This window comes from Novosphingobium sp. TH158 (assembly GCF_002855555.1).
Lineage (GTDB): Bacteria > Pseudomonadota > Alphaproteobacteria > Sphingomonadales > Sphingomonadaceae > Novosphingobium.
In genome coordinates this window covers 1,330,001-1,350,193 of record NZ_PKRT01000001.1, presented here as the reverse complement: position 1 = coordinate 1,350,193, position 20,193 = coordinate 1,330,001, and the positions used below count along the sequence as shown (strand labels likewise).

At 66.6% G+C, this 20,193-nt stretch carries 25 protein-coding genes (1 of these 25 running past the window's edge); 11 read left to right on the top strand and 14 right to left on the bottom strand.

The features are described from left to right. Positions 1-22: 22 nt before the first annotated feature. Positions 23-805 carry a sterol desaturase family protein gene (locus tag C0V78_RS06785; RefSeq protein ID WP_101797025.1) on the top strand — a complete coding sequence of 261 codons (783 nt, stop codon included), beginning with the start codon at positions 23-25 and terminating at the stop codon, positions 803-805. A gap of 124 nt (positions 806-929) precedes the next feature. Here C0V78_RS06785 and C0V78_RS06780 read toward each other — a convergent pair whose 3' ends face one another. Further along, entirely contained in the window at positions 930-1,796 is an 867-nt protein-coding gene (locus C0V78_RS06780; RefSeq protein WP_101797024.1) for a tyrosine-protein phosphatase, read from the bottom strand. Positions 1,797-1,912: 116 nt separating this feature from the next. On the opposite strand from C0V78_RS06780, the gene C0V78_RS06775 reads away from it, so the two are divergent. Next, entirely contained in the window at positions 1,913-3,091 is a 1,179-nt protein-coding gene (locus tag C0V78_RS06775; RefSeq protein ID WP_101797023.1) for an aromatic amino acid transaminase, read from the top strand. A gap of 54 nt (positions 3,092-3,145) precedes the next feature. On the opposite strand, the gene C0V78_RS06770 is transcribed toward C0V78_RS06775, so the two are convergent. Genes C0V78_RS06770 through C0V78_RS06740 form a run of 7 tightly spaced genes read right to left on the bottom strand, consistent with a single transcriptional unit; the run spans position 3,146 to position 7,572 of the window. Beyond that, complete coding sequence (locus C0V78_RS06770; protein WP_101797022.1) at positions 3,146-3,679, bottom strand: hypothetical protein; 534 nt, start codon at positions 3,677-3,679, stop codon at positions 3,146-3,148. A gap of 18 nt (positions 3,680-3,697) precedes the next feature. Next, on the bottom strand, positions 3,698-4,315 hold the full coding sequence (locus C0V78_RS06765; RefSeq protein WP_101797021.1) for a riboflavin synthase: 618 nt from the start codon (positions 4,313-4,315) through the stop codon (positions 3,698-3,700). After that, a complete protein-coding gene (gene ribD / locus C0V78_RS06760; protein WP_101797020.1) occupies positions 4,300-5,277 on the bottom strand; it encodes a bifunctional diaminohydroxyphosphoribosylaminopyrimidine deaminase/5-amino-6-(5-phosphoribosylamino)uracil reductase RibD in 978 nt (325 codons plus the stop codon). Before ribD ends, C0V78_RS06765 begins: the two co-directional genes overlap by 16 nt. Before the next feature lies 1 nt (position 5,278). After that, the gene (locus tag C0V78_RS06755; protein ID WP_101797019.1) at positions 5,279-5,719 is read right to left on the bottom strand and encodes a hypothetical protein; all 441 of its coding nucleotides are present in this window, start codon (positions 5,717-5,719) and stop codon (positions 5,279-5,281) included. Positions 5,720-5,759: 40 nt separating this feature from the next. Further along, on the bottom strand, positions 5,760-6,485 hold the full coding sequence (locus tag C0V78_RS06750) for a M48 family metallopeptidase (protein ID WP_101797018.1): 726 nt from the start codon (positions 6,483-6,485) through the stop codon (positions 5,760-5,762). Between the two features lie 20 nt (positions 6,486-6,505). Beyond that, positions 6,506-6,955, bottom strand: coding sequence for a YcgN family cysteine cluster protein (locus tag C0V78_RS06745; RefSeq protein WP_101797017.1), 450 nt, complete (start codon positions 6,953-6,955; stop codon positions 6,506-6,508). Then, on the bottom strand, positions 6,943-7,572 hold the full coding sequence (locus C0V78_RS06740) for an SCO family protein (RefSeq protein WP_101797016.1): 630 nt from the start codon (positions 7,570-7,572) through the stop codon (positions 6,943-6,945). Before C0V78_RS06740 ends, C0V78_RS06745 begins: the two co-directional genes overlap by 13 nt. A 56-nt stretch (positions 7,573-7,628) precedes the next feature. Between C0V78_RS06740 and C0V78_RS06735 the strand changes: the two genes are divergently transcribed. From C0V78_RS06735 to ssb, 5 genes are all read left to right on the top strand, one after another. Beyond that, positions 7,629-8,264 (top strand): ankyrin repeat domain-containing protein, encoded by a 636-nt coding sequence (locus C0V78_RS06735; protein WP_101798235.1) that lies wholly within the window; start codon positions 7,629-7,631, stop codon positions 8,262-8,264. Positions 8,265-8,272: 8 nt separating this feature from the next. Further along, complete coding sequence (locus C0V78_RS06730) at positions 8,273-8,926, top strand: COQ9 family protein (protein WP_173843354.1); 654 nt, start codon at positions 8,273-8,275, stop codon at positions 8,924-8,926. A gap of 89 nt (positions 8,927-9,015) precedes the next feature. Next, positions 9,016-9,261: a FeoA family protein gene (locus C0V78_RS06725; RefSeq protein ID WP_101797015.1), complete on the top strand. Its 246-nt coding sequence runs from the start codon at positions 9,016-9,018 to the stop codon at positions 9,259-9,261. Beyond that, positions 9,258-11,102, top strand: a complete 1,845-nt coding sequence (locus tag C0V78_RS06720) for a ferrous iron transporter B (protein WP_101797014.1) — start codon at positions 9,258-9,260, stop codon at positions 11,100-11,102. The genes C0V78_RS06725 and C0V78_RS06720 overlap by 4 nt, the downstream gene beginning before the upstream one ends. A gap of 95 nt (positions 11,103-11,197) precedes the next feature. Next, complete coding sequence (gene ssb / locus C0V78_RS06715) at positions 11,198-11,719, top strand: single-stranded DNA-binding protein (protein WP_101797013.1); 522 nt, start codon at positions 11,198-11,200, stop codon at positions 11,717-11,719. 57 nt (positions 11,720-11,776) lie between these two features. Here ssb and C0V78_RS06710 read toward each other — a convergent pair whose 3' ends face one another. Both C0V78_RS06710 and C0V78_RS06705 read right to left on the bottom strand, forming a co-directional pair. Further along, the gene (locus tag C0V78_RS06710) at positions 11,777-12,286 is read right to left on the bottom strand and encodes a DUF177 domain-containing protein (RefSeq protein ID WP_101797012.1); all 510 of its coding nucleotides are present in this window, start codon (positions 12,284-12,286) and stop codon (positions 11,777-11,779) included. Beyond that, the gene (locus C0V78_RS06705; protein WP_101797011.1) at positions 12,286-12,813 is read right to left on the bottom strand and encodes a ubiquinol-cytochrome C chaperone family protein; all 528 of its coding nucleotides are present in this window, start codon (positions 12,811-12,813) and stop codon (positions 12,286-12,288) included. The genes C0V78_RS06710 and C0V78_RS06705 overlap by 1 nt, the downstream gene beginning before the upstream one ends. A gap of 153 nt (positions 12,814-12,966) precedes the next feature. Between C0V78_RS06705 and C0V78_RS06700 the strand changes: the two genes are divergently transcribed. The 4 genes from C0V78_RS06700 (at position 12,967) to C0V78_RS06685 (ending at position 15,707) form a co-directional block, all read left to right on the top strand. Then, positions 12,967-13,458 carry an outer membrane protein assembly factor BamE gene (locus C0V78_RS06700; protein WP_101797010.1) on the top strand — a complete coding sequence of 164 codons (492 nt, stop codon included), beginning with the start codon at positions 12,967-12,969 and terminating at the stop codon, positions 13,456-13,458. Positions 13,459-13,494: 36 nt separating this feature from the next. Next, the gene (hslV, locus tag C0V78_RS06695) at positions 13,495-14,052 is read left to right on the top strand and encodes an ATP-dependent protease subunit HslV (protein ID WP_101797009.1); all 558 of its coding nucleotides are present in this window, start codon (positions 13,495-13,497) and stop codon (positions 14,050-14,052) included. 35 nt (positions 14,053-14,087) lie between these two features. Next, positions 14,088-15,389, top strand: a complete 1,302-nt coding sequence (gene hslU, locus C0V78_RS06690; protein WP_101798233.1) for an ATP-dependent protease ATPase subunit HslU — start codon at positions 14,088-14,090, stop codon at positions 15,387-15,389. Positions 15,390-15,482: 93 nt separating this feature from the next. After that, the gene (locus C0V78_RS06685; protein WP_101797008.1) at positions 15,483-15,707 is read left to right on the top strand and encodes a DUF1737 domain-containing protein; all 225 of its coding nucleotides are present in this window, start codon (positions 15,483-15,485) and stop codon (positions 15,705-15,707) included. A gap of 12 nt (positions 15,708-15,719) precedes the next feature. Here C0V78_RS06685 and C0V78_RS06680 read toward each other — a convergent pair whose 3' ends face one another. The 4 genes in view from C0V78_RS06680 to C0V78_RS06665 are tightly spaced (at most 54 nt apart) and all read right to left on the bottom strand, a layout consistent with a single transcriptional unit that may run on beyond the window. Continuing rightward, positions 15,720-17,546, bottom strand: a complete 1,827-nt coding sequence (locus C0V78_RS06680; protein WP_101797007.1) for an ABC transporter ATP-binding protein/permease — start codon at positions 17,544-17,546, stop codon at positions 15,720-15,722. 41 nt (positions 17,547-17,587) lie between these two features. Next, the gene (locus tag C0V78_RS06675) at positions 17,588-18,538 is read right to left on the bottom strand and encodes a retroviral-like aspartic protease family protein (RefSeq protein WP_101797006.1); all 951 of its coding nucleotides are present in this window, start codon (positions 18,536-18,538) and stop codon (positions 17,588-17,590) included. 54 nt (positions 18,539-18,592) lie between these two features. Further along, positions 18,593-20,116, bottom strand: a complete 1,524-nt coding sequence (locus tag C0V78_RS06670; protein WP_254049845.1) for an oligosaccharide flippase family protein — start codon at positions 20,114-20,116, stop codon at positions 18,593-18,595. Between the two features lie 5 nt (positions 20,117-20,121). Continuing rightward, positions 20,122-20,193, bottom strand: the final stretch of a protein-coding gene (locus tag C0V78_RS06665) for a glycosyltransferase (protein ID WP_101797005.1). The gene runs 936 nt beyond the window's last position; the window shows 72 of its 1,008 coding nt (coding positions 937-1,008); its start codon lies off the right edge, out of view — the gene reads right to left on this strand; it ends in the stop codon at positions 20,122-20,124.

The window sequence follows — 20,193 nt, the reverse complement described above, 5'->3', positions numbered from 1 at the left end:
AACCAATAGAGGCGATGCAACCATGCCCAAGGGCGAAACCATGCTGGACTGGTGGCTGATTGCCACGATTGCTGTCGGCGCACTGGCGCTGATCGGCGGCATTGCCAGCGGCTATTTCAAGGCGCGCAAGTGCCAGCCCAAGGGCTTCAAGTGGAAGCAGTTCCGCTTCGAGGCGATGATGATGGTCTTCACCTTCGCCTTCGGGGCGCTGGTGCTGGGCAACCTGCAGACCTGGCTGAAGGCGAACGAATGGATCGTCGTGCGCAACGAACCTGCCGCCTGGTGGGTCGTCGCGCTGGAATTCGCGGCCTATTTCATCACTTTCGATACCTGGTTCTACTGGCTGCACCGCTGGATGCACAACGAGCCCTATTACTCGTGGATCCACAAGCTGCATCACCGCTCAACCTCGCCGAACCTGATCACGACCTTTTCGGTCCACCCGTTCGAATCGCTGATCAACGGTGGCTGGATGATCATTTTCGTGACGGTTTACGACGTGCACGCCGCCTCGATGGCGCTGATCGCGCCGACCAACTTCATCATGGGCCTGTGGGTCCACTCGGGCTACGAATTCCTGCCCAAGTGGTGGAACAAGACCTGGCTGACCAAGTGGTTCATCTCGGCCACTTTCCACGATCATCACCACAAGTACTTCACGGCCAACTTCGGCGGCTACACCACGGTGTGGGACCGCCTGTGCGGCACGGTGCACAAGCGCTTCGAAAGCGATTTCGTGAAGATCAAGGAACGCCCCGTCCGCCGCACCCCGGCCGACGAAGCCGAGGCCGTTCCCGCCGAATAGTCGCGGCGCAGTCAGCCGCCGGCCGCGATTTCCACCGGTAGGCCCCGCCGCACGCCGGGGTCTGTCCGGGCAACGAATTGCGCCCCGCCCGATGGCGTGCGGATCCGCACCGGCATATTTCCGCCTAGCGCAGCATGTTGCGGCGCACGGCGGCGATCTGGTTCCGCGTCAGGCCGAGCCGCTTGGTCAGGTACCCGTCAACCGAGCCATAGTCCGCGGTGATCTGGTCGAAGGCGGCATCGATATAGGCACCGTCCACGCCGGCCAGCAGGTCGATCACCTCGGGCGGCATTGCCCCGCCCAGCCGCGCTGCCTGGCTGGCCATGCCCTTGCGAAGCCCATCCATGCCCGGGGCATTGTTGCTCATCAGGAAATCCTGCCGGACCGTGGCATAGGGCACGCCCAGCGCGCTGAGCACCAGCGCCGTGGCAACTCCCGTGCGGTCCTTGCCCGCCGTGCAGTTGACGATCACCGGCCTGTTCCCTTGCGCCAGTTGCAGGAACAGCTGGCGATAGGAAGGTGCCAGTTCCTCGATTGTCTTGCGATAGCCTTGGGCCATCATCGCGCGGACTGTCGCCGGTTCCCTGCCGCCGGGGCCGGACAGCGCCTTGGAGAGATCCCCGAAGGCAAGGTCGTAGTCGCGGGACCAGTAGCCGCGCTGCTGCTTCAGCCAGTCTCCCCGATCGCCCGCGCGTTCGCCGGTGGAGCGCAGGTCTCCGATGGCCGCGATCTTCAGGGCGGCGACCTGGTCGCGGCCCTTGTCGCTGATTTCGCCCAGCGAGCCGGAGCGGTAGAGCCGCTGCCAGCGCACGCGCTTGCCGCTATCGGTGACATAGCCGCCGACATCGCGGAAGTTGCGCCCGCCATCGATCGCAATGAAGCGCCCTTGCGCCGCCTGTTGCGCCGCCGGAGCGGCGGATTTGGCGATGATTGCCTGCGGTGTGGCAAGGGCCAGCGCACCAAGCGCAAGCCGGATGATGGCGGATTGCATGTCCTCTCCCTCGTTGGGTTTCGGCAAGTGTGCAGCATTACCCGGCCACCTGCAATCGCCGGTGGCGCAATTGCGCTTGCCCCTACGGCACTGCCCCGGCTAAGGGCGCGCGCGTCATGTTGAACAATCTCCAGCAGCAGCCCGCCGATGCGCTCCTCGCGCTGATCAAGCTCCACAACGCCGATCCGCGTGCCGACAAGATCGACCTTGGTGTCGGCGTCTATCGCACGGGGCAGGGCGATACGCCCGTGTTCGCGGCGATCAAGGCGGCAGAAAAGAAGCTGCTCGAGACGCAGGATTCGAAAGCCTACCTCGGCCCCGAAGGCGACATGGGCTTTGTCCATGCGCTGATGCCCTACGTGTTCGGCGCGGAAGACCCGACGATGGGCGGCCGCATCGAAGGCATGCAGACCCCGGGCGGCACCGGCGCCGTTCGCCTTGCGCTGGCGCTGGCCAAGCGCGCCGGCGTAAAGCGGATCTGGATGGGCACGCCCAGCTGGCCCAACCACGCGCAGATCGTTGCCGACCTCGGGCTTGAGCTGAAGACCTTCACGCACAACACCAAGGATGGCGTGGCCGATATCGACGCCGTGCTCGGCGCGATTGCCGATGCTACGGCAGAAGACGCGATCCTGCTCCACGGCTGCTGCCACAACCCCACCGGCATCGATTACACCAATGCCGATTGGGACCGCATCGCGCCGGCCATCAAGGCCAGCGGCGTGCTGCCGGTGATCGACTTAGCCTATCAGGGCCTGGGCGATGGCATGGAGGCCGATGCCTATGGCCTGCGCACCGTGCTTGCCGCCGTGCCGGAAGCGCTGATCGCCTATTCGTGCGACAAGAACTTCGGCCTCTATCGCGACCGCGTCGGTGCGGTTTACCTGATGATGGAGAGCGCCGATGCGGTGAACGCCGCGATCTCCAACGGCCACGCGCTGGCGCGTGCCGCCTGGTCGATGCCGCCCGATCACGGCGCCGCTGCCGTGCGCCTGATCCTTGAGGACAAGGCGCTGACCGCGATGTGGCTCGACGAGCTGGACCAGATGCGCACCCGCATGGCGCAGGTTCGCGCCAAGCTGGCGGGAGCGGGCCTTGCCGGTTCGGTCGATCTTTCGCCGCTCGGCGCGCAGAACGGCCTGTTCTCGATCGTGCCGCTGAATGGCGACCAGATCCTCGCCATGCGCGAGAAGCACGGCGTCTACATGGCCGGTTCGGGCCGCATCAACGTGGCCGGCCTGACGATGGGCAACATCGACAAGTTCATCGCCGCCGTCGCGGACGTGAGCGCCTGAAGATGGACCGGACGCCGGCCTGAGATCAGGCCGGCGTGCCGGCGAATGCCTGCATCACTGGAAGCGCCGACCGGGGCCGGGCGGCACCTTGGTGTAATAGAAGCAGGTCATGGAGACATGGCGCGGGCCGGTGCCATATTGGTCAGCCTCCACCATGGCCGCACCGGGGCCCGTGAGATCCCGCCCCGGCGCCGAATACGTCGTGATGTTCACAGCCTGCAGCCAGCGTTCGACGCCGGGCGTGAACAGCATGCAGATCGAACTCTCGCCGCACCGCGAATAGTACGTCTGTTCGACGTGCTTGGAGAATTTGTCGGGGGCGTCCTTGCCACGCGCCACCTTCAGGTCTGTGCGATAGTGGACCGTCCAGCCGTAGGTATCCTTCTCGACGACGGCGTAGACCACTTTCGCGCCAAGCAGCGTCTGCTGCACCGGCTGGTGGATGGACCAGATCTTGCCGCCGCCGACCTTTGGCCCCAGTGACGCTGCATAGCCATCGCTCCACGCGCGCGGGCAGCTGATTTCTGTGGAGGGCGCCGCCGCGCCTGCCAGCGCCGGCAGGGCAATCGTCAGCAGTAACCGCTTCATCCGGTCCTCCCTTCGCAGTTATCCTCTAAGGCTCTGCATCCGTTGCAGGTAGCGCGCCAGCACGTCGATCTCCAGGTTCACCTTGCTGCCGGGAACCAGCGATCCCAGCGTGGTGACTTCGGCCGTGTGGGGAATGATGTTCAGGCTGAAATGGCAGGTGCCGTCGCTCTGGTCGGCCACTTCGTTCACCGTCAGCGAAACGCCATCGACCGTGATCGATCCCTTGGGGGCAAGGTAGGGGGCGAGCGCCTTGGGCGCGGCGATGCCGACCTTGCGCGAATCGCCTTCAGGGCAGACGCCCACGACTTCGCCCACGCCATCGACATGGCCGGTAACGATGTGTCCGCCCAGCTCATCGCCCAGCCGCAACGCCGGTTCGAGGTTCAGCGCGCTGCCCTCGGTCCAGCGGCCGGGGACGGTGCGCGAAACGGTTTCGCCCGAGATATCGACCGCGAACCACGCATCGCCGGCGCTGCCGCCGCGCTCCACAACGGTCAGGCAGGTCCCCGAACAGGCGATCGAAGCGCCGATGGCGATCTGCGCGGGATCGAAGGGGCAGGCGATCACGGCGCGGATATCTCCGCCGCCCTTGACCTCGCGGATGGTGCCGATGGCGGTGACTATTCCGGTGAACATGGGACCGCCTCGTAAACGTCGAGAGTGTCGCTGCCAAGCGGGCGGCTGTCGATCCTGTGCCATTCGGACGAATCGGCCAAGGCATCGGCCGTCATCTCGGGCAGGCGGGGAACCGGGCCGGCAATGGACAGCGGCGCGCGGTAGATCGCCAGCCGGTCGACCAGTCCGGCGCGAAGGAAGCTGCGGGCGGTATGCGCCCCGCCTTCGACCATCAGGTACTGCGCGGGCAGCATGGCCGACAGGTTGGCGGGATCGGCGATGGCGCGCCAGCCGTCAGGTGCCGGGCCGCTGGTCAGCACCCAGCGTTCGGGGCTGCGGTGTTCAAGGCCGGGCAGGCGCACGTCGAGCCGCGGGCTGTCGGCGCGCAGGGTGCCGCTGCCGACAAGGATGGCGTCCATCTGCGCGCGCAGGGCGTGGACGTGGCGGCGGGCCGCCTCGCCGGTGATCCACTGGCTCTCCCCCGCCGGGCGGGCCAGCGCGCCGTCCTGCGACAGGGCGAGTTTGAGGGTTACCTGCGGGCGCCCTCGTCGCCGGACCGAGAGGTATCCGGCAAGGCTCGCCTCGCAGGCGGCATTGTTGGCCAGCGTTACGGCGATTCCGGCCTCGCGCAGGCGTTCCGCGCCCTTGCCGGCGGTGCGCGGATCGGGATCGGCACAGCCGATGACCACCCGCGCCGGTGCCGATGCCGCGACCAGATCGGCGCAGGCAGGGCCGCGCGCGCTGACGTGGGCGCAGGGTTCAAGCGTGACATACAGCGTTGCGCCGCGTGCCCGCTCACCCGCCTGTTGCAGCGCCACGGCTTCGGCATGGGGCCTGCCGCCAGCCTGCGTCCAGCCGCGTCCGACGACGATGCCATCACGCACCAGGATGGCACCGACCGAGGGATTGGGCCGGGAAAGCGGGACGCCGCGCGCGGCAAGGCGCGCGGCCGCTTCCAGCCAGCGGCGGTCCGTTACGGTCAATTCAGCGTTGGCCAACCGGGGCCTGCTGCTTGCGCGCCTGCTCTGCGGCTTCCTGCTCGCGCGCCTCGCGCTCGATCTTCTCGACGTCCATGCCCGAGATGCGGCCAAGCTGGCGGTAAAGCGCCTTGGTCTCTTCCTCGTTGCGCTTGCGGATCGCTTCCTGTTCGTCCTTCATCGCCTGGTTCTTCCGGATGAAGGCCTGCGTTTCCGCCTCGGTCCGGTCAAGCGGCCAGGAATTGATATAGGTGATTTGCGGCCGCGCCGGCGGAATGCGCCACGAATCCTTGGTCAGCGCCCAGAACAGCACCGAGGTGATCGCCAGCGAGGCGGCGGCGATGCGCCAGCGGTTCTTGCCGGCCTGCCGGAACACCTCGCGGAAATCGGCGAGCGCGCCGCGCGGGTTGATGTGCTGCCAGTAGGATCGCTTGCCAAGTCCGAGCATTGCGCCAATCTAGGCCTTCCCGCAGGGGAAAACCAGCCTTTCAGCCAAAATGCACATAGAGCGAGCGGCCCTCGCGCTTCAGCCAGTGGTCGGCCAGCGAGATGTCGGCCTCGTAAAGCTCTGCCAGCGCGGCGTGAAAGGCGGGGGAGTGGTCGAAATGGGCAAGGTGGGTCACTTCATGCGCCACGACCGAACGGCGCACGTGATCGGGTGCCATGATGAGCCGCCAGTTGATGCGGATAACGCCCTTGCTCGAACACGAACCCCAGCGCCGCTGTGCGCCGGAAAGCCCCAGCGCCGGCACGGAACGCGCGGCGCGGGCGCAGTAATAGGCAAGGTCTTCGGCCAGCCTGGCCTGGGCTTCGGCGCGCAGCCACCGTTCAAGCCGGGCGGCAACACTGTCATGCAGTCCGCCCAGCCGGATCGCCCCTTCCTCAAGCATGACGCGGCGCGGCAGGGCGGGATCGTGCCGAACCGCGTGCGGCAGGCCGCGAAAGGGGATCACGCTGCCATCGGCAATCTCTCGTTGCGGCACGATCCGTTCAAGCTGGCGTTCCAGCCAGGGCGCGCCCTGCCGGGCAAAGGCGATGGCTTCGCGCGTCGGGGTCCAGCGCGGCACGGTAAGCTGCACGGCCGTGCCATCTGGGGCCAGCCGCATGGTCAGCCGCCGGGCGCGCGGATTGCGCCGCACCTGCACGGGCAGCAGCTTGCCGGCCACTTCGATGGTGGGGTCCTGCCGGGGATCGTGGCGCAGCCAGTCAAGCATCGACGGGCCTTTGCCGGGCCCTAGCCATTGTAGGCCTCGTCCCAGACGATGTGGTTCTCGATCGGTCCGGCAAAATCCTCGTGCAGCAGCTTGCCGCGAATGCCGTGGCCCTCGCGATGCACCGCCTCGCGGTCGCCGCTGCGCAGATAGTGCCATTCGGGCAGGGGCTTGCCCTCGGCGCGCAGGCGATAGGCGCAGGTGGCGGGCAGCCAAGGCAGGCTGGCGGCAAGCGACGGGGTCAGCTGCACGCAGTCCGGCACATATTTCAGGCGGTTGCGATAGTCCTGGCATTGCCCGGTCTTGAGGTCGAGCAGGCGGCAGCCGACGTTGGTGGGCCAGATGCGGCCGCTGTCCTCGTCTTCAACCTTGTGGCGGCAGCACTGGCCGCAGCCGTCGCACAGGGCTTCCCACTCCTCGCGGTTCAGCGATTCGATGGGCCGCTCCCAGAACGAGGGCCTCAGCGCACCCAAAGCTTGAGTTCCGCTGCCACGGCGGCCGGGCCTTCCTTGATCCCCTTGTCGATGGGCAGCACGGCCACCGGCTTGCCCTGCGGATCGAACAGGTAGGCGACGCGGCTGTGGTCCATCAGGTAGCCGCCGGGAACGGTCTCGCCCCGGGCGTGATAGACGGCAAAGGCCTTGGCCGCGGCGTCGATCTCTGCCCGCGTGCCGGTAAGGCCGACGACCGGCGGCTTGAACGCCCCGGCAAATTCGCCGACCCGCTGCGGGGTATCACGCTCGGGATCGATGGAAACGAACACCGGCTGCAGCTTGGCGGCCAGCGCCGGCTCTGCCTCGGCATATTTCTGCACGCCCTGCATCAGCACGGTCATGTCCAGCGGGCAGGCATCGGGGCAATAGGTGTAGCCGAAATAGACCGTGCGCCACTTGCCGGCGAAATCCGCCCAGGAAACGCGCTTGCCGGTGCTGTCGGTCAGGGTGAAATCGCCGCCGATCCTGGCCCCGGCCAGCGGTGCCTGGCTGAGCGGCGGCTGCGAAGGCCCTCCGCAGGCGGCAGTGGCGGCAACGAGGGCGAGGGCGAAAAGGGGGCGAAGGAGCTGTGTCTTGCGCATGGCGCGGCGGTTCATGCTCTGCTAAAGCCCGCTGCGCAAGACGGCTGACGCGTCTTTTGTCCGGCATGGAGATGAAACAGGTGCGCAACAGGGTGATGGGGCTGGTGCTGGTTCTGGCGGCTGGGCTTTCGCTCGCTGTCCCGGCGCAGGCCCAGATGTCGCAGGGCTACAAGTTCCTCGAAGCGATCAAGAAGAAGGACGGCGAGCAGATCGAGAAGATGCTCGGCTCGTCCGGGTCAAAAACCACGCGCGGCGACATCATCATCAACTCTCAGGACGTTACCTCGGGCGATACGGCGCTGCACATCGTCATCACCCGCAAGGACATGCAGTGGCTGCGCTACCTGGTTTCGCGCAAGCCCAACCTCGATCTGCGCAATTACAGCGGCACGACCCCGCTGTGGCTGGCGGTGAATACCGGCTTCACCGAAGGCGCGCTGGAACTGATCGCACGCGGCGCGAAGGTCAACGATCCGGGCCCGGCGGGCGAAACGGCGCTGATCGCGGCGGTTCACCAGAAGAACCTTGAACTCGCCCGCGCGCTGATCAAGGCCGGGGCAGACCCGAACAAGGCCGACAATTCCGGGCGCAATGCGCTCGACTATGTCAAGCTTTCGGGCAAGAGCTCCATCCTTGGCGACGAGATCGAGGCTGCATCGAAAGCGGCCAAGGCCAAGAAGAAGTCGACTTACGGACCCATGCTCTGAGCGCTGCCATGACCACTGACCTGACCCTGTCCGAAATGCGTGCCGTGCTGGCCCCGGTCGTGGCGCGCGCCGCTGCCTTCGATGGCTGGTCGGCCGAAGCCGTGACCACGGCGGCAGAGGAATGCGGCATCGATGCACAGGTGGCCCCCCTCGCCTTCCCCGGCGGGGCGATGGACATGATCGATGCCTGGACGGCCAGCGTCGATGCCGCGATGGCGCATGCGCTGCCGGCCCAGCAGATTGGCAACCTGCCGATCCGCGAACGGATTCGCCGGCTGGTGCAGTTCCGGCTCGATCATGTCGCAGCGAACCGCGAATCGCTGCGTCGCGCCCTGTCGATCATGGCCATGCCGCAGAACCTTGTCCGCGCCGCGCAGCTTGGCTGGCGTTCGGCCGATGCCATGTGGCGGCTGGCGGGGGATACGGCGGTCGATTACAACCACTATACCAAGCGCGCCACGCTGGGCGGAATCTACGCCGCGACGCTCACCGTCTTCGCCAACGACGAAAGCGAGGATTTTGCCGAGACTCGCGCCTTCCTCGACCGCCGGATCGAAGGGGTGATGAAGTTCGAAAAGGCCAAGGCGCGCCTGCTGGCCAATCGCGACATGCATTTCAGTCCGGCCCGCTTCCTGGGGCGGCTGCGCTATCCGGGGCGATAAAAGCCGATTTGCCCGGACAATTTGATACAGGTCATTTATTGCGAACGACTTGCAATTAGCGTCGTGCCATGCAAGCGAACTCCACTGACATGACGCTCGATCTTCTTCCCGTCGGACAACAGGCCCGCATCACCGCGGTTGACTGGCCATCGCTTGCGCAGGACGAGGGCAAGCGCCTGCGTGCGCTGGGGCTGGATGCCGGGGCCAAGGTATCGGTCGCACACCGCGGCGTTTTCGCCGGGGCCGATCCGCTGGCCGTCACCGTCGGCCGGATGACCGTGGCGTTGCGCCGCGTCCATGCGCGCGCCATGTCGGTAGAGGAGATCGCTCGATGAGCCGCCTGCGCAAGGCCGCGCTGGTCGGCAACCCCAATGCCGGCAAAAGCGCGCTGTTCAACGCGCTGACCGGTGCCCGCCAGAAGATCGCGAACTATCCGGGCGTTACCGTTGAGCGCAAGGCCGGGCGGCTGGTGCTGCCCACGGGCGAGCCGATCGAGCTGGTCGACCTGCCGGGCTCCTACGGGCTCGACGCCACCAGCCCTGACGAGGAAGTGACGCGCAAGGTCATCCTTGGCCAGTTCGCCGGCGAAGACCCGCCCGACGTGCTGGTGGTGGTGCTCGATGCTTCGAACCTCGAACAGCACCTCGTCTTCGCGCAGGAAGTGATCGCGCTTGGCCGGCCGACGGTGGTGGCGCTCAACATGGTCGACCTTGCCGAGCGCGACGGGCTGGTGCTCGATGCGGCGGCGCTGCAATCGGCGCTGGGCATTCCGGTGATTTCCACCGTCGCGGTGCGGCGGCGCGGGCTCGATGCCCTGGCCGAAGCTATCTCCGCTGCCGAACCGCGCCACCCGGCTCCGCAGGCCGCGCATATGTCGCTCACCGAACTGCGCGTCTCCGCCCACGCCATTGCCGAGGCGGCGATCCTTTCGGAAACCGCGCGCCACAAGATGCACGCCAAGCTGGACCGCGTGCTGCTGCACCCGTGGCTGGGCCCGCTGATCCTTTTTGCGCTGCTGTTCGTGGTGTTCCAGGCCGTTTTCGCAGGCGCCACGCCGTTCGCCGATGCCCTGGATGCCGCCGCCGTTGCGCTTGGCGATGCCGTGCGCGGTGCCATGGCGCCCGGCCTGCTGCGAGACCTCGTCACCGATGGCGTGATCGCCGGGGTCGGATCGGTGGTGGTCTTCCTGCCGCAGATCCTGATCCTGTTCTTCTTCATCCTTGCCATGGAAGCATCGGGCTACATGGCGCGCGCGGCCTTCCTGATGGACCGCATGATGGCCGGCGTCGGGCTTTCCGGTCGCAGCTTCATCCCGCTGCTCTCCAGCTTTGCCTGCGCCATTCCCGGCATCATGGCAACGCGCTCCATCGCCGATCCGAAGGACCGGCTGACGACGATCCTGATTGCCCCGCTGATGACCTGTTCGGCGCGCCTGCCGGTCTATGCCGTGATCATCGGCGCGGTCATCCCCGCAAAACCGGTGCTGGGGCCGGTGGGCCTGCAGGGGCTGGTACTCTTCGCGCTCTATGCCCTCGGCATTGTCAGCGCCATGGTCGTCGCGCTCGTGCTGCGCCGCTCGGTAACCAAGGGCGCGGCCAGCGGCTTCATCATGGAGCTGCCCAAGTACCAGATGCCCCGGCCCAAGGATCTGCTGATCGGGCTGTGGCAGCGTGGCTGGATCTTCCTGCGCCGCGCCGGCACGATCATCTTCATGGTCACCGTGGTGCTGTGGCTGCTGCTCAACTTCCCGCGCGCCGGGCAGGGCGAAAGCCAGGTCGACGCTTCCTTCGCGGGCAAGATCTCCAGCGGCCTTGCCGTGGTGGTGGAGCCGATCGGCTTCAACCGCGAGATCGCTCTCTCGCTCGTCCCCGCCATGGCGGCGCGCGAAGTGGCGGTCAGCTCGCTGGCGACCACCTATGCCGTCGATTCGGGTGACGAGGAGCAATCGCAGGCGGCGCTGGGCGAGCAGATTTCCAGCCGCTGGTCGCTGGCCACGGCGCTGGCCTTCCTTGCCTGGTTCGTCTTCGCGCCCCAGTGCATGAGCACCATCGCCGTTACCCGGCGCGAGACCAACGGCTGGAAGTGGCCGCTGTTCATGCTGGGCTACCTGTTCGGCCTGGCCTATCTGTTCGCCGGGCTGACCTACTGGACGGCGGTCTGGCTGGGACTGGGCTAGAAATCCCCGAAACGGGGAAAACACCTTCGGGCAAACTGGCCCCGACCGGTCCGAGCCGCTAGTCCTCATGCCAAAGCACAAAGGGACACGATTCGATGGCAGGTTCAGTCAACAAGGTCATTCTGGTGGGCAATCTGGGTGCAGACCCGGAAGTGAAGTCGTTCCAGAACGGCGGGCGGATTGCCAACCTGCGCATCGCCACCAGCGAATCCTGGAAGGACAAGAACACCGGCGAAAAGAAGGAACGGACCGAATGGCATACGGTCGTCCTCCAGTCCGATGGACTTGTCCGCGTGGCGGAAAACTACCTGCGCAAAGGATCGAAGGTCTACATCGAAGGCCAGCTGCGCACCCGCAAGTGGCAGGACCAGAGCGGCAACGATCGCTACACCACCGAGGTTTCGGTGGGCATGAACGGCGTGCTGACCATGCTTGATGGCGCCCCCGGCAGCGGCGGCGGCCAGCGTTCGGGTGGCGGCGGCGGTGACTGGGGCGGTGGCGGTGGCCAGCGCTCTGGCGGCGGTTCGTCTTCCGGCGGCGGCTGGAACCAGGGCGGCGGCGGCTCGTCCTCGGGCGGTGGCTTCGCCGACGATCTCGACGACGACATTCCGTTCTGATCGGGCGCTGCCCGATCCCGGTCGTTTGCTGATTCCCGCCTGTGGGGCGGGTCAGCCTCAGTCCTTCTTCTTCAGCCCCGCCAGTGCGGCAAATGGTCCGCTGGCGGCCTCGTCGCTGATGCCGGCCTTGCGCCGTGCCTCGTCGGCCTGCGGGCCTTCCGCATAGGGATCGATGGCAAGGGCAAGGCTCTGCGCGATTTCCTCGCCCAGGTCGAACTGGCTGCCGGAATAGGCGATCTCGTCCAGATCGTCCTCGGCCAGCTCCACTTCCTCGTCGGGCCGGTGCGCGCCGCTTTCGGGAACGAAGCGCAGGGTGATCGGCTCGTCGATCGTCACCGGCAGGTCTTCGCCCGAGACCGCGCAGCTCTGCACGATCGCCGCTTTCATGCGGCCGCTGGCGTTGACCGCCGGGCCATCGCTTTCCAGCGCAATGTCCGCCTCCAGCCGCTCGACCGAGACCAGGCCGAAGCGTTGGGCCAGGGCGGCGCATTCCTGCGGGCTGGCCACCAGGTGCAGCGGTGCTGCCGTGATCTGGCGCGGATCGACCATGCGGGTGAACTCGCTCATCACGCGGCCTCCAGCGCGAAGTCACCAGCGAGCAGCGCGGCAGCGTTCCGGCCGGCAAGCGCGGCGTGGAGCGTGCGGAACTTCGCGGCGGCAAGGGCTGCATCAGCCCCTTCGACCAGGGTGACGTTGCGGGTGATGGCTTGCTCCAGCAGCGAGGCGTCGTCACTGGCAAGCGCATCGCGGTAAGCACCGAGCCGGCCGCCCAGCGCGCTCATCAGCTTGCCCATGTGCTTGCCCACGACCATGTCGCCCACGCCCGACTGGCGCAGCTGGCCATCCATGTCGGCCACGAACAGCTCGGTCAGCCGCACCGAAGGCTCGACCAGTTCCTGCTCGCCCTCCATCCGCAGCAGCACGGCGCTGAGCACCAGCGTGATCGCATCGAAGCGCCCGCCGACCGTATCGGCAATGCCCGCATCGCGGTACCAGGCCGGATCGCGCGACAGTTCGACCACGCGGTGCCACAGCGGGCGATAGGGCGAAAGATCATCACCCCGGGGTCGCAGCAGGCGCTTGAGGATGGACATCGGGGCGGGTCCTTTCGTTCACCGGGAATTCAATCGGGGCCGTTAGAGCATTTGCAGCCAAGCGCCATTGCGCAGCGGCGCGCAGGCCTTTAAGGCAGGCGCCGATATAGTAGGCAACCGCGTCATGGCAATGGCGCCGATCGGAGCGAAGGCATGCGGCATTTTCGGCATTTGAGGGCAGGTGTGGCGGCGCTGGTCGCCGTGGCGGCGCTCTCCGGCTGCGCCTCGATCAAGGATCACCGCGGTTACCTTGCAGACAATGCGCTGGTCGATGCCGTCCAGCCGGGGATCGACAACAAGCTGTCGGTCGAACGCGCGCTGGGCCGGCCCACCTTCGTTTCGGAATGGGGCCGCAAGGACTGGTTCTACGTTTCGGTCGATACCAAGCAGGCCGCCTTCACCCGTCCGCGCAGCTATGAGCAGACCATCCTGCGCGTCAGCTTCGATGATACGGGCAATGTCTCGGGCGTAGAGAAGATCGGCATGGACAAGGTTGTCCGGCTCGATCCCGATGGCAACAAGACGCCGACGCTGGGCCGTGAACGCGGCTTCCTGGAAGACCTGTTCGGCAATATCGGCACGGTCGGCACCGGCATGGGCGGACCCGCCGGCGGCGCCCCGGGCACGGGCCCGAACGGAAGCTAGCTTGAACCCGGCGGCACAGGGCATATATCCCGCGGCATGAGCAATTCTCGCGACAGCCACGGACTGGTTCCCTGGCACGGCACCACCATCATCGGCGTCAAGAAGGGCGGCAGGACCGTCATCGCCGGCGATGGCCAGGTTTCCATGGGCAACACGGTGATGAAGCCGAACGCGCGCAAGGTGCGGCGGATCGGCGATGGCAAGGTGATTGCCGGATTTGCCGGGGCCACGGCCGATGCCTTCACCCTGTTCGACCGGCTTGAGCGCAAGCTTGAGGCGCACCGTGGCCAGCTGATGCGCGCGGCGGTGGAACTGGCCAAGGACTGGCGCACCGACAAGTACCTGCGCAACCTTGAAGCGCTGATGATCGTTGCCGATGCCGACGTGCTGCTGGTGCTGACTGGCAATGGCGACGTGCTGGAACCGGAAGGCGGCATCACCGCCATCGGATCGGGCGGCAACTATGCCCTGGCGGCGGCGCGGGCGCTCGATTCCTATGAAGCGGATGCAGAAACGATCGCGCGCAAGGCCATGCAGGTGGCCGCCGACATCTGCGTCTTCACCAATGACCGCGTGACGGTCGAGACGATCTGAACCCCTCCTGCCTGCGGGCGGGAAGAAAGAGCATGATGACCCAGAACCTCACCCCCAAGGCGATCGTCGCTGCGCTCGACGAGCATATCATCGGCCAGGCCGAGGCGAAGAAGGCCGTGGCCGTGGCGCTGCGGAACCGCTGGCGCCGGCAGCGGCTCAGCCCCGAGCTGCGCGACGAGGTGACGCCCAAGAACATCCTGATGATCGGACCGACCGGCTGCGGCAAGACCGAGATCAGCCGCCGCCTGGCCAAGCTGGCCGATGCGCCCTTCGTGAAGGTTGAGGCGACCAAGTTCACCGAGGTCGGCTATGTCGGCCGCGATGTCGAACAGATCGCCCGCGACCTGGCCGAAGAAGCGATCCGCCTCGAAAAGGACCGCCGCCGCGAGGCGGTGCGCGAGGCGGCCAGCAAGGCGGCGATGGACCGCCTGCTGAAGGCCCTTGTCGGCGAGAACGCCAGCGAGGCGACGCGCGAAAGCTTCCGCCAGCGCATCGTCGAAAACGCGATGAACGATGTCGAGGTGGAGATCGAGGTGGAGGATGCACCCTCCATGCCGTTCGAACTGCCCGGCATGGGCGGCAATGTCGGCATGATCAACCTGTCCGACATCATGGGCAAGGCCATGGGCCGCCAGAACCTCAAGCGCCGCAAGCTCAAGGTTCCCGATGCCTGGGACAAGCTGGTGGATGAAGAAGCCGAAAAGCGCATGGACCAGGACGATGTCGCCCGCGTCGCGCTGGCCAATGCCGAAACCAACGGTATCGTCTTCCTTGACGAGATCGACAAGATCGCCGTCTCCGACGTGCGCGGCGGTTCGGTTTCGCGCGAAGGCGTGCAGCGCGATCTGCTGCCGCTGATCGAGGGCACCACCGTCAGCACCAAGTACGGCCCGATGAAGACCGACCACGTGCTGTTCATCGCCAGCGGCGCCTTCCACGTTGCCAAGCCCAGCGACATGCTGCCCGAACTCCAGGGCCGCCTGCCGATCCGGGTGGAGCTTTCGGCGCTGAGCGAGGACGATTTCGTCCGCATCCTTTCCGAAACCCGCGCCAACCTCGTCCAGCAGTACAAGGCCCTGCTGGAGACCGAGAAGGTTACGGTGGAATTCACCCCCGAAGCCATCCGCGAGATCGCTCAGATCGCCGCGCAGGTGAACGAAAGCGTCGAGAACATCGGCGCGCGGCGCTTGCAGACCGTGATGGAAAAGCTGCTTGAGGAACTGAGCTTCGAAGCCGAAGACCGCGAGGGCGAGGTGGTGACGATCGACGCCACCTATGTCAGCGACCGGCTGACCGATCTGGCGCAGGACGCCGACCTGTCGAAGTATATCCTCTAGCCCGCCAGCCTTCGCGAAGCGCAGCAACCGGTTCAGCCGTGGCGGCGCCCCGGGCCTCTCCACAAGCGAGGCTCGGGCTGCTAGGTGCTGCCCATGACCGAAACCGCCTCACTTCCCGCCAGCCCGCCCGATGGCCGGCTTGTCTATCGCTGCCTCACCGGCAAGGACGACCACGCCTTCTGCGAGCGCGTCTCCAAGGCGCTGGAAGAAGGGTGGCGGCTGCACGGATCGCCCAGCATCACCTGGAGCGTGCAGGACAACTGCGGCTACCTTGCCCAGGCCGTGGTCTGGGGCGGGGCGGACGTGGTGAAGCGCTGAGGCGCTGAAGCCTTATTCCGCCGCCTCGTTAAGCTCTTCCTTCTCGCTCGCCTGCCGCGCCCACATTTCGGCATAGAGCCCGTCGCGGCGCAGCAGGTCGGCATGGGTGCCGCTTTCGGCGAGGCGACCTTCGCTCAGCACCAGGATCTGGTCGGCATCGGCAATCGTCGAGAGCCGGTGCGCGATGGAGAGCGAGGTGCGCCCCTCTGCCACGTTGTGCAGCGTGGCGAGGATGTCCTGTTCGGTCCGGGTATCGAGCGCGGAAGTCGCCTCGTCGAGCAGCAGGATCGGCGGGTTCTTCACCAGCGTGCGGGCAATCGCCACGCGCTGCTTCTCGCCACCCGAAAGCTTCAGCCCGCGCTCGCCCACTTCGGTATCGAAGCGCTTGGGCAGGCGGTCGATCAGCGGCATCAGCGCGGCGGCGCGGGCGGCAGCCTCGACATCTTCGGGCCCCGCACCTTCGCGGCCATAGGCGATGTTGTAGCCGATCGATTCGTTGAACAGCACCGAATCCTGCGGCACGATGCCCAGCACCTTGCGCAGCGAATCCTGCGTGACCTCGCGGATGTCCTGCCCGTCGATCAGCACCCGGCCGGACCAGGGATCGTAGAAGCGGAACACCAGCCGGGCGATCGTGCTCTTGCCCGCGCCTGAAGGGCCGACGATGGCCACCTGCGATCCGGCGGGCACCTCGAAGGACAGGCCGTGCAGGATGGTGCGGTCCTTGTCATAGCCGAACACGACATTGTCGAAGGCCAGGCTGGGGCGCGAAACGACCAGCGCCGGCGCGCCGGGGGCGTCCTTCACTTCCACTTCGGTATCCAGCAGCTTGAACATGGCCGCCATGTCGATCAGCCCCTGGTTGATCGTGCGATAGACCATGCCCAGCATGTCGAGCGGGCGGAACAGCTGCAGCAGGTAGGTATTGACGAAGACGAGGTCGCCCACGGTGAAGCGGCCCTCGGACCAGCCCCAGACGGTAAAGCCCATGGCGCCTGCCATCAGCAGGTTGGCAATGGCGGCCTGCGCGATGTTGAGCAGGCCAAGGCTGTTGTTGCTCTGCACCGCGGCCTGGGCATAGGCGCTGGTGGCCTGGGCAAAGCGCGCTTCCTCGCGCCGCTCGGCGGAGAAATACTTCACCGTCTCGTAATTGAGCAGCGAATCGACCGCGCGGGCCATGGCCTGCCCGTCGAGCCGGTTCATCTTTTCGCGCAGGTGGTTGCGCCATTCGGTGATGGTGCGGGTGGCCCATGCGTAGAGCGCCACCGAAAAGGCGGTTGCCGCCACCAGCTCCCAGCCGAACTGCAGCTGGAAGATCACCGCCACGGCCAGCAGCTCGATCACGGTGGGGGCGATGTTGAACAGCATGAAGTAGAGCATCGTGTCGATGCTCTTGGTCCCGCGCTCGATCACCTTGGTCACTTCGCCGGTGCGGCGGGCAAGGTGGAAGCGCAGCGAAAGGCGGTGCAGCCGGGCGAACACGTCTTCCGAGAGGGCGCGGGTGGCGTCCTGTCCGACCCGCTCGAACACCATGTTGCGGACATTGTCGAACAGCACGCTGGAAAAGCGGCCGAGCGCATAGGCCAGCACGAAAGCGAAGGCGATGGTGAACACCGGCCCCGTTCCCGCCGGCAGGCTCATCGTATCGACCGCGCGCTTGTAGGCGAAGGGCAGGGCCAGCGTTACCGCCTTGGCTGCCAGGATCAGCAGCACCGACCAGACGATGCGCGCCTTCAGCCCCGGATTATCCCGCGGCCACAGGTAGGGCAGGAAACGGCTGAGCGTGCTCCAGCCATCATGGCGGGCACCGGGTTCGTTGGCGTGGCGATCTGGCGGCATGGGCCGCTATGTAGGCATGCCGCGCGAAAGGGAAAGCCGAATCACTCGCCCCGGGGGCTTGCCGCACCTTCCGGCGGCAGGCCGAAATAGGCCGGGTCGCCGGCATCGGGCAGGTCGAACAGCACCTTGCGCGCCTTGAAGTCTATGGCGATGCGCGGGAACACCCGCATCTCGCGCATGCCCAGCAGGATCGCGGGCCGCTTGTCGAGCTTGAGGTGTTCGAAGGTGGGCGAATCGGAATAGGCGATGGTCGGGCGGGTGATGGAAATCCCCTGCATGTCGAGCTTGTTGCCATAGGCGACGTCGGCCAGCAGGGTCTGCCCGGTCACGGAATGGAGCAGGGTCTGCTCCACCGCCACGCCGCGCTTGCCCATGGCGCGTTGTAGCGCGCGATTGCCCAGCGTGGTGTCCGAACCGGTATCGATGACCACGTCCACGGTGATGCCGTCGATCTTGGCGTTGGTCATGATCAGCTGGCCGGAACGCTTGCGCGCGGTAACGACGATCTCGAAGCCGATGTTGCCGCCCAGCGAGCGCGCATCGTTGACCGCCATCAGGCCCTTGCGGAAATCGAGCAGGATGCGCTGGTCCTGCAGGCTGTCGATGCCAAGGATGCCTTCGGCGCCGATGTCCTTGCGATCGAGGATCGGGGCCAGGATGCCGTAATAGGAGCGGCGGCCCAGCATCACTTCCTCGATCTCGACCGTATCGACCACCTGCATCCCGGCCACGCCGATCAGCCTGGCGCGCGACTTGGGCACCAGGGCCAGGCGGCTGACCAGCGAATTGGCCACCACCGTGTTCTGGGATCCGGTATCGACAAGGAAGCGGAACGGGCCATGGTCGCCCAGCCTGACGGGAACGGTCAGCCGGTTGCGCGAATCCTTTGCGGTATCGACGATGTCTGTCTCGCTGGCTTCGCCCGCGCCCTGCGCGCTGTGCAGCGAGGGCACGGACATGGCGATCAGCAGGCCTGCGGCTATCGGGTTCATCGCTTTTCTCCCGGCGCGCAGGATACCACGCCCGCGGCGCGCCTGCCATGCCGTTCAGCGGGCGAGGCGGGCGATTGGCAGAATCCGGCTGGCAAAGGGAATGTGCGCGGCAATGCCCAGCAGGTCGTCCAGCGCGGGGTGGCGCAGCAGGGCAAGGCAGCCCAGCCAGAGCAGCACCCCCGCGCCCGCAGCGGCGGCCAGCGTGAAGAAGCCGATCTGCGATGGCGGGACAATGAAGGCATAGGTCAGCGCCAGCGGCACCAGCGCAGCCAGCGTCGCCAGGGCACTGCGGGCATAGATGCCCAGCAGGGCCTTCGCATCGAAACCGATCAGCCGGTGAAGGAAGCGGGCATAAAGCAGCACCCAGGCCGCACCATAGACCAGCCGCGATCCGGCCGCCCCTTCCAGGCCCCAGGCGCACCCGGCCACCAGCACAGCGATGGCCATCAGCGTATCGATCAGGTTGACGCGGATCAGCTGGTTGAGCTTGCCGGTCAGGATCGGCAGGTCGGTATGCAGCGGCAGCGATACAAGCAGGATCTCGGACAGCGCGATCATCGCCAGCAAGGGGGCAACGCCGATCCACGCCTCGCCATAGAGCAGGCGGACGACCGGTTCGGATGCCAGGGCAAGGCCGGCCATCCCCGGCCAGACCACCGCCGAATAGCCGGCGCAGACCCGAAGGTAAGCCGGGCCCAAGGGCTCGCCGCGGTCGCGTATGCGCGCGAAGGCCGGGTAGAACACCGATCCGATGGCTCCGGCGATCAGCATGCGGAACTGGTCGGCCAGGCTTGCTGCCCGGCTGTAGAGCCCGACGGCCAGCAGGCCGAGCGCCTTGCCGACAATCAGGTCTGGCGATCGCGAGCCGGCCGCGCCGATGGCATAGAGCGTCGTCAGGCGCGATCCGGTCGAAACGATCGGCTTCATGCCATCGAGCTGCAGCGGCCAAGGCGATGCCGGGCGGATCCACTGCGCGATTGCTCCGCGCACGAGGGCGAAGGCCAGCGTGCCCCAGGCCAGCGCATAGGCAGAAAAGCCCGCCGCCGCGAAGCCGAGCGAGACGAGCCCCTGCGCCAGCGCACCGCCGACGTTGATCTTGAAGTGCGCGGTAAAGGTCATCGTCCGGCCCAGCAGGGCGAGCGGCACGACGGCGAAGGGAATGAACAGATAGCTCGATGCAATGATCAGCATGATCGGCAGCAGGTCGGGCTGGTCATAGGCCTCGGCCATCGGCCATGCCGAAGCGGCGATCAGCCCGGCGACAACCAGCGAGAAGGCGTGGGCGACCGAGGAGCAGCGCGCGATCTCTGCCTTGTCGATGCGGGGCAGGCCGGCGATGTAGCGGGAAAGCCCGAAGTCCTGCAGCACCGAGGCCAGCAAAGCCGCGGCCATGGCGATCGAGAACAGGCCCACTTCTTCCGGGCTGAGGAAGAAGCGCGAGATCAGCACTGACGTGACGAACTGGATGGCGAAGGACAGGTACTGCCCGCCCATCGCCCAGAGCGCGGCACCGCGCACGCTCATCGTTGCCGGTTCGCGCCCGCCTTCGTCCGGATCGGTCAGGTCATGATCAGCCATGCCGGTCAGCCCGGGACCCGCGCTGTCGCCAGCGTCGATGCCAGGCGCAGGGCGCGGCCCATCTCGCCGATGCGCAT

Excerpts from the sequence above, each read along its gene's own strand:
- C0V78_RS06785 (WP_101797025.1), top strand. The coding sequence starts at position 23 with ATGCCCAAGGGCGAAACCATGCTGGACTGGTGGCTGATTGCCACGATT.
- C0V78_RS06780 (WP_101797024.1), bottom strand. The coding sequence starts at position 1,796 with ATGCAATCCGCCATCATCCGGCTTGCGCTTGGTGCGCTGGCCCTTGCC.
- C0V78_RS06775 (WP_101797023.1), top strand. The coding sequence starts at position 1,913 with ATGTTGAACAATCTCCAGCAGCAGCCCGCCGATGCGCTCCTCGCGCTG.
- C0V78_RS06770 (WP_101797022.1), bottom strand. The coding sequence starts at position 3,679 with ATGAAGCGGTTACTGCTGACGATTGCCCTGCCGGCGCTGGCAGGCGCG.
- C0V78_RS06765 (WP_101797021.1), bottom strand. The coding sequence starts at position 4,315 with ATGTTCACCGGAATAGTCACCGCCATCGGCACCATCCGCGAGGTCAAG.
- C0V78_RS06755 (WP_101797019.1), bottom strand. The coding sequence starts at position 5,719 with ATGCTCGGACTTGGCAAGCGATCCTACTGGCAGCACATCAACCCGCGC.
- C0V78_RS06750 (WP_101797018.1), bottom strand. The coding sequence starts at position 6,485 with ATGCTTGACTGGCTGCGCCACGATCCCCGGCAGGACCCCACCATCGAA.
- C0V78_RS06740 (WP_101797016.1), bottom strand. The coding sequence starts at position 7,572 with ATGAACCGCCGCGCCATGCGCAAGACACAGCTCCTTCGCCCCCTTTTC.
- C0V78_RS06735 (WP_101798235.1), top strand. The coding sequence starts at position 7,629 with ATGAAACAGGTGCGCAACAGGGTGATGGGGCTGGTGCTGGTTCTGGCG.
- C0V78_RS06730 (WP_173843354.1), top strand. The coding sequence starts at position 8,273 with ATGACCACTGACCTGACCCTGTCCGAAATGCGTGCCGTGCTGGCCCCG.
- C0V78_RS06725 (WP_101797015.1), top strand. The coding sequence starts at position 9,016 with ATGACGCTCGATCTTCTTCCCGTCGGACAACAGGCCCGCATCACCGCG.
- C0V78_RS06720 (WP_101797014.1), top strand. The coding sequence starts at position 9,258 with ATGAGCCGCCTGCGCAAGGCCGCGCTGGTCGGCAACCCCAATGCCGGC.
- ssb (WP_101797013.1), top strand. The coding sequence starts at position 11,198 with ATGGCAGGTTCAGTCAACAAGGTCATTCTGGTGGGCAATCTGGGTGCA.
- C0V78_RS06710 (WP_101797012.1), bottom strand. The coding sequence starts at position 12,286 with ATGAGCGAGTTCACCCGCATGGTCGATCCGCGCCAGATCACGGCAGCA.
- C0V78_RS06705 (WP_101797011.1), bottom strand. The coding sequence starts at position 12,813 with ATGTCCATCCTCAAGCGCCTGCTGCGACCCCGGGGTGATGATCTTTCG.
- C0V78_RS06700 (WP_101797010.1), top strand. The coding sequence starts at position 12,967 with ATGCGGCATTTTCGGCATTTGAGGGCAGGTGTGGCGGCGCTGGTCGCC.
- hslV (WP_101797009.1), top strand. The coding sequence starts at position 13,495 with ATGAGCAATTCTCGCGACAGCCACGGACTGGTTCCCTGGCACGGCACC.
- hslU (WP_101798233.1), top strand. The coding sequence starts at position 14,088 with ATGACCCAGAACCTCACCCCCAAGGCGATCGTCGCTGCGCTCGACGAG.
- C0V78_RS06685 (WP_101797008.1), top strand. The coding sequence starts at position 15,483 with ATGACCGAAACCGCCTCACTTCCCGCCAGCCCGCCCGATGGCCGGCTT.
- C0V78_RS06680 (WP_101797007.1), bottom strand. The coding sequence starts at position 17,546 with ATGCCGCCAGATCGCCACGCCAACGAACCCGGTGCCCGCCATGATGGC.
- C0V78_RS06675 (WP_101797006.1), bottom strand. The coding sequence starts at position 18,538 with ATGAACCCGATAGCCGCAGGCCTGCTGATCGCCATGTCCGTGCCCTCG.
- C0V78_RS06670 (WP_254049845.1), bottom strand. The coding sequence starts at position 20,116 with ATGGCTGATCATGACCTGACCGATCCGGACGAAGGCGGGCGCGAACCG.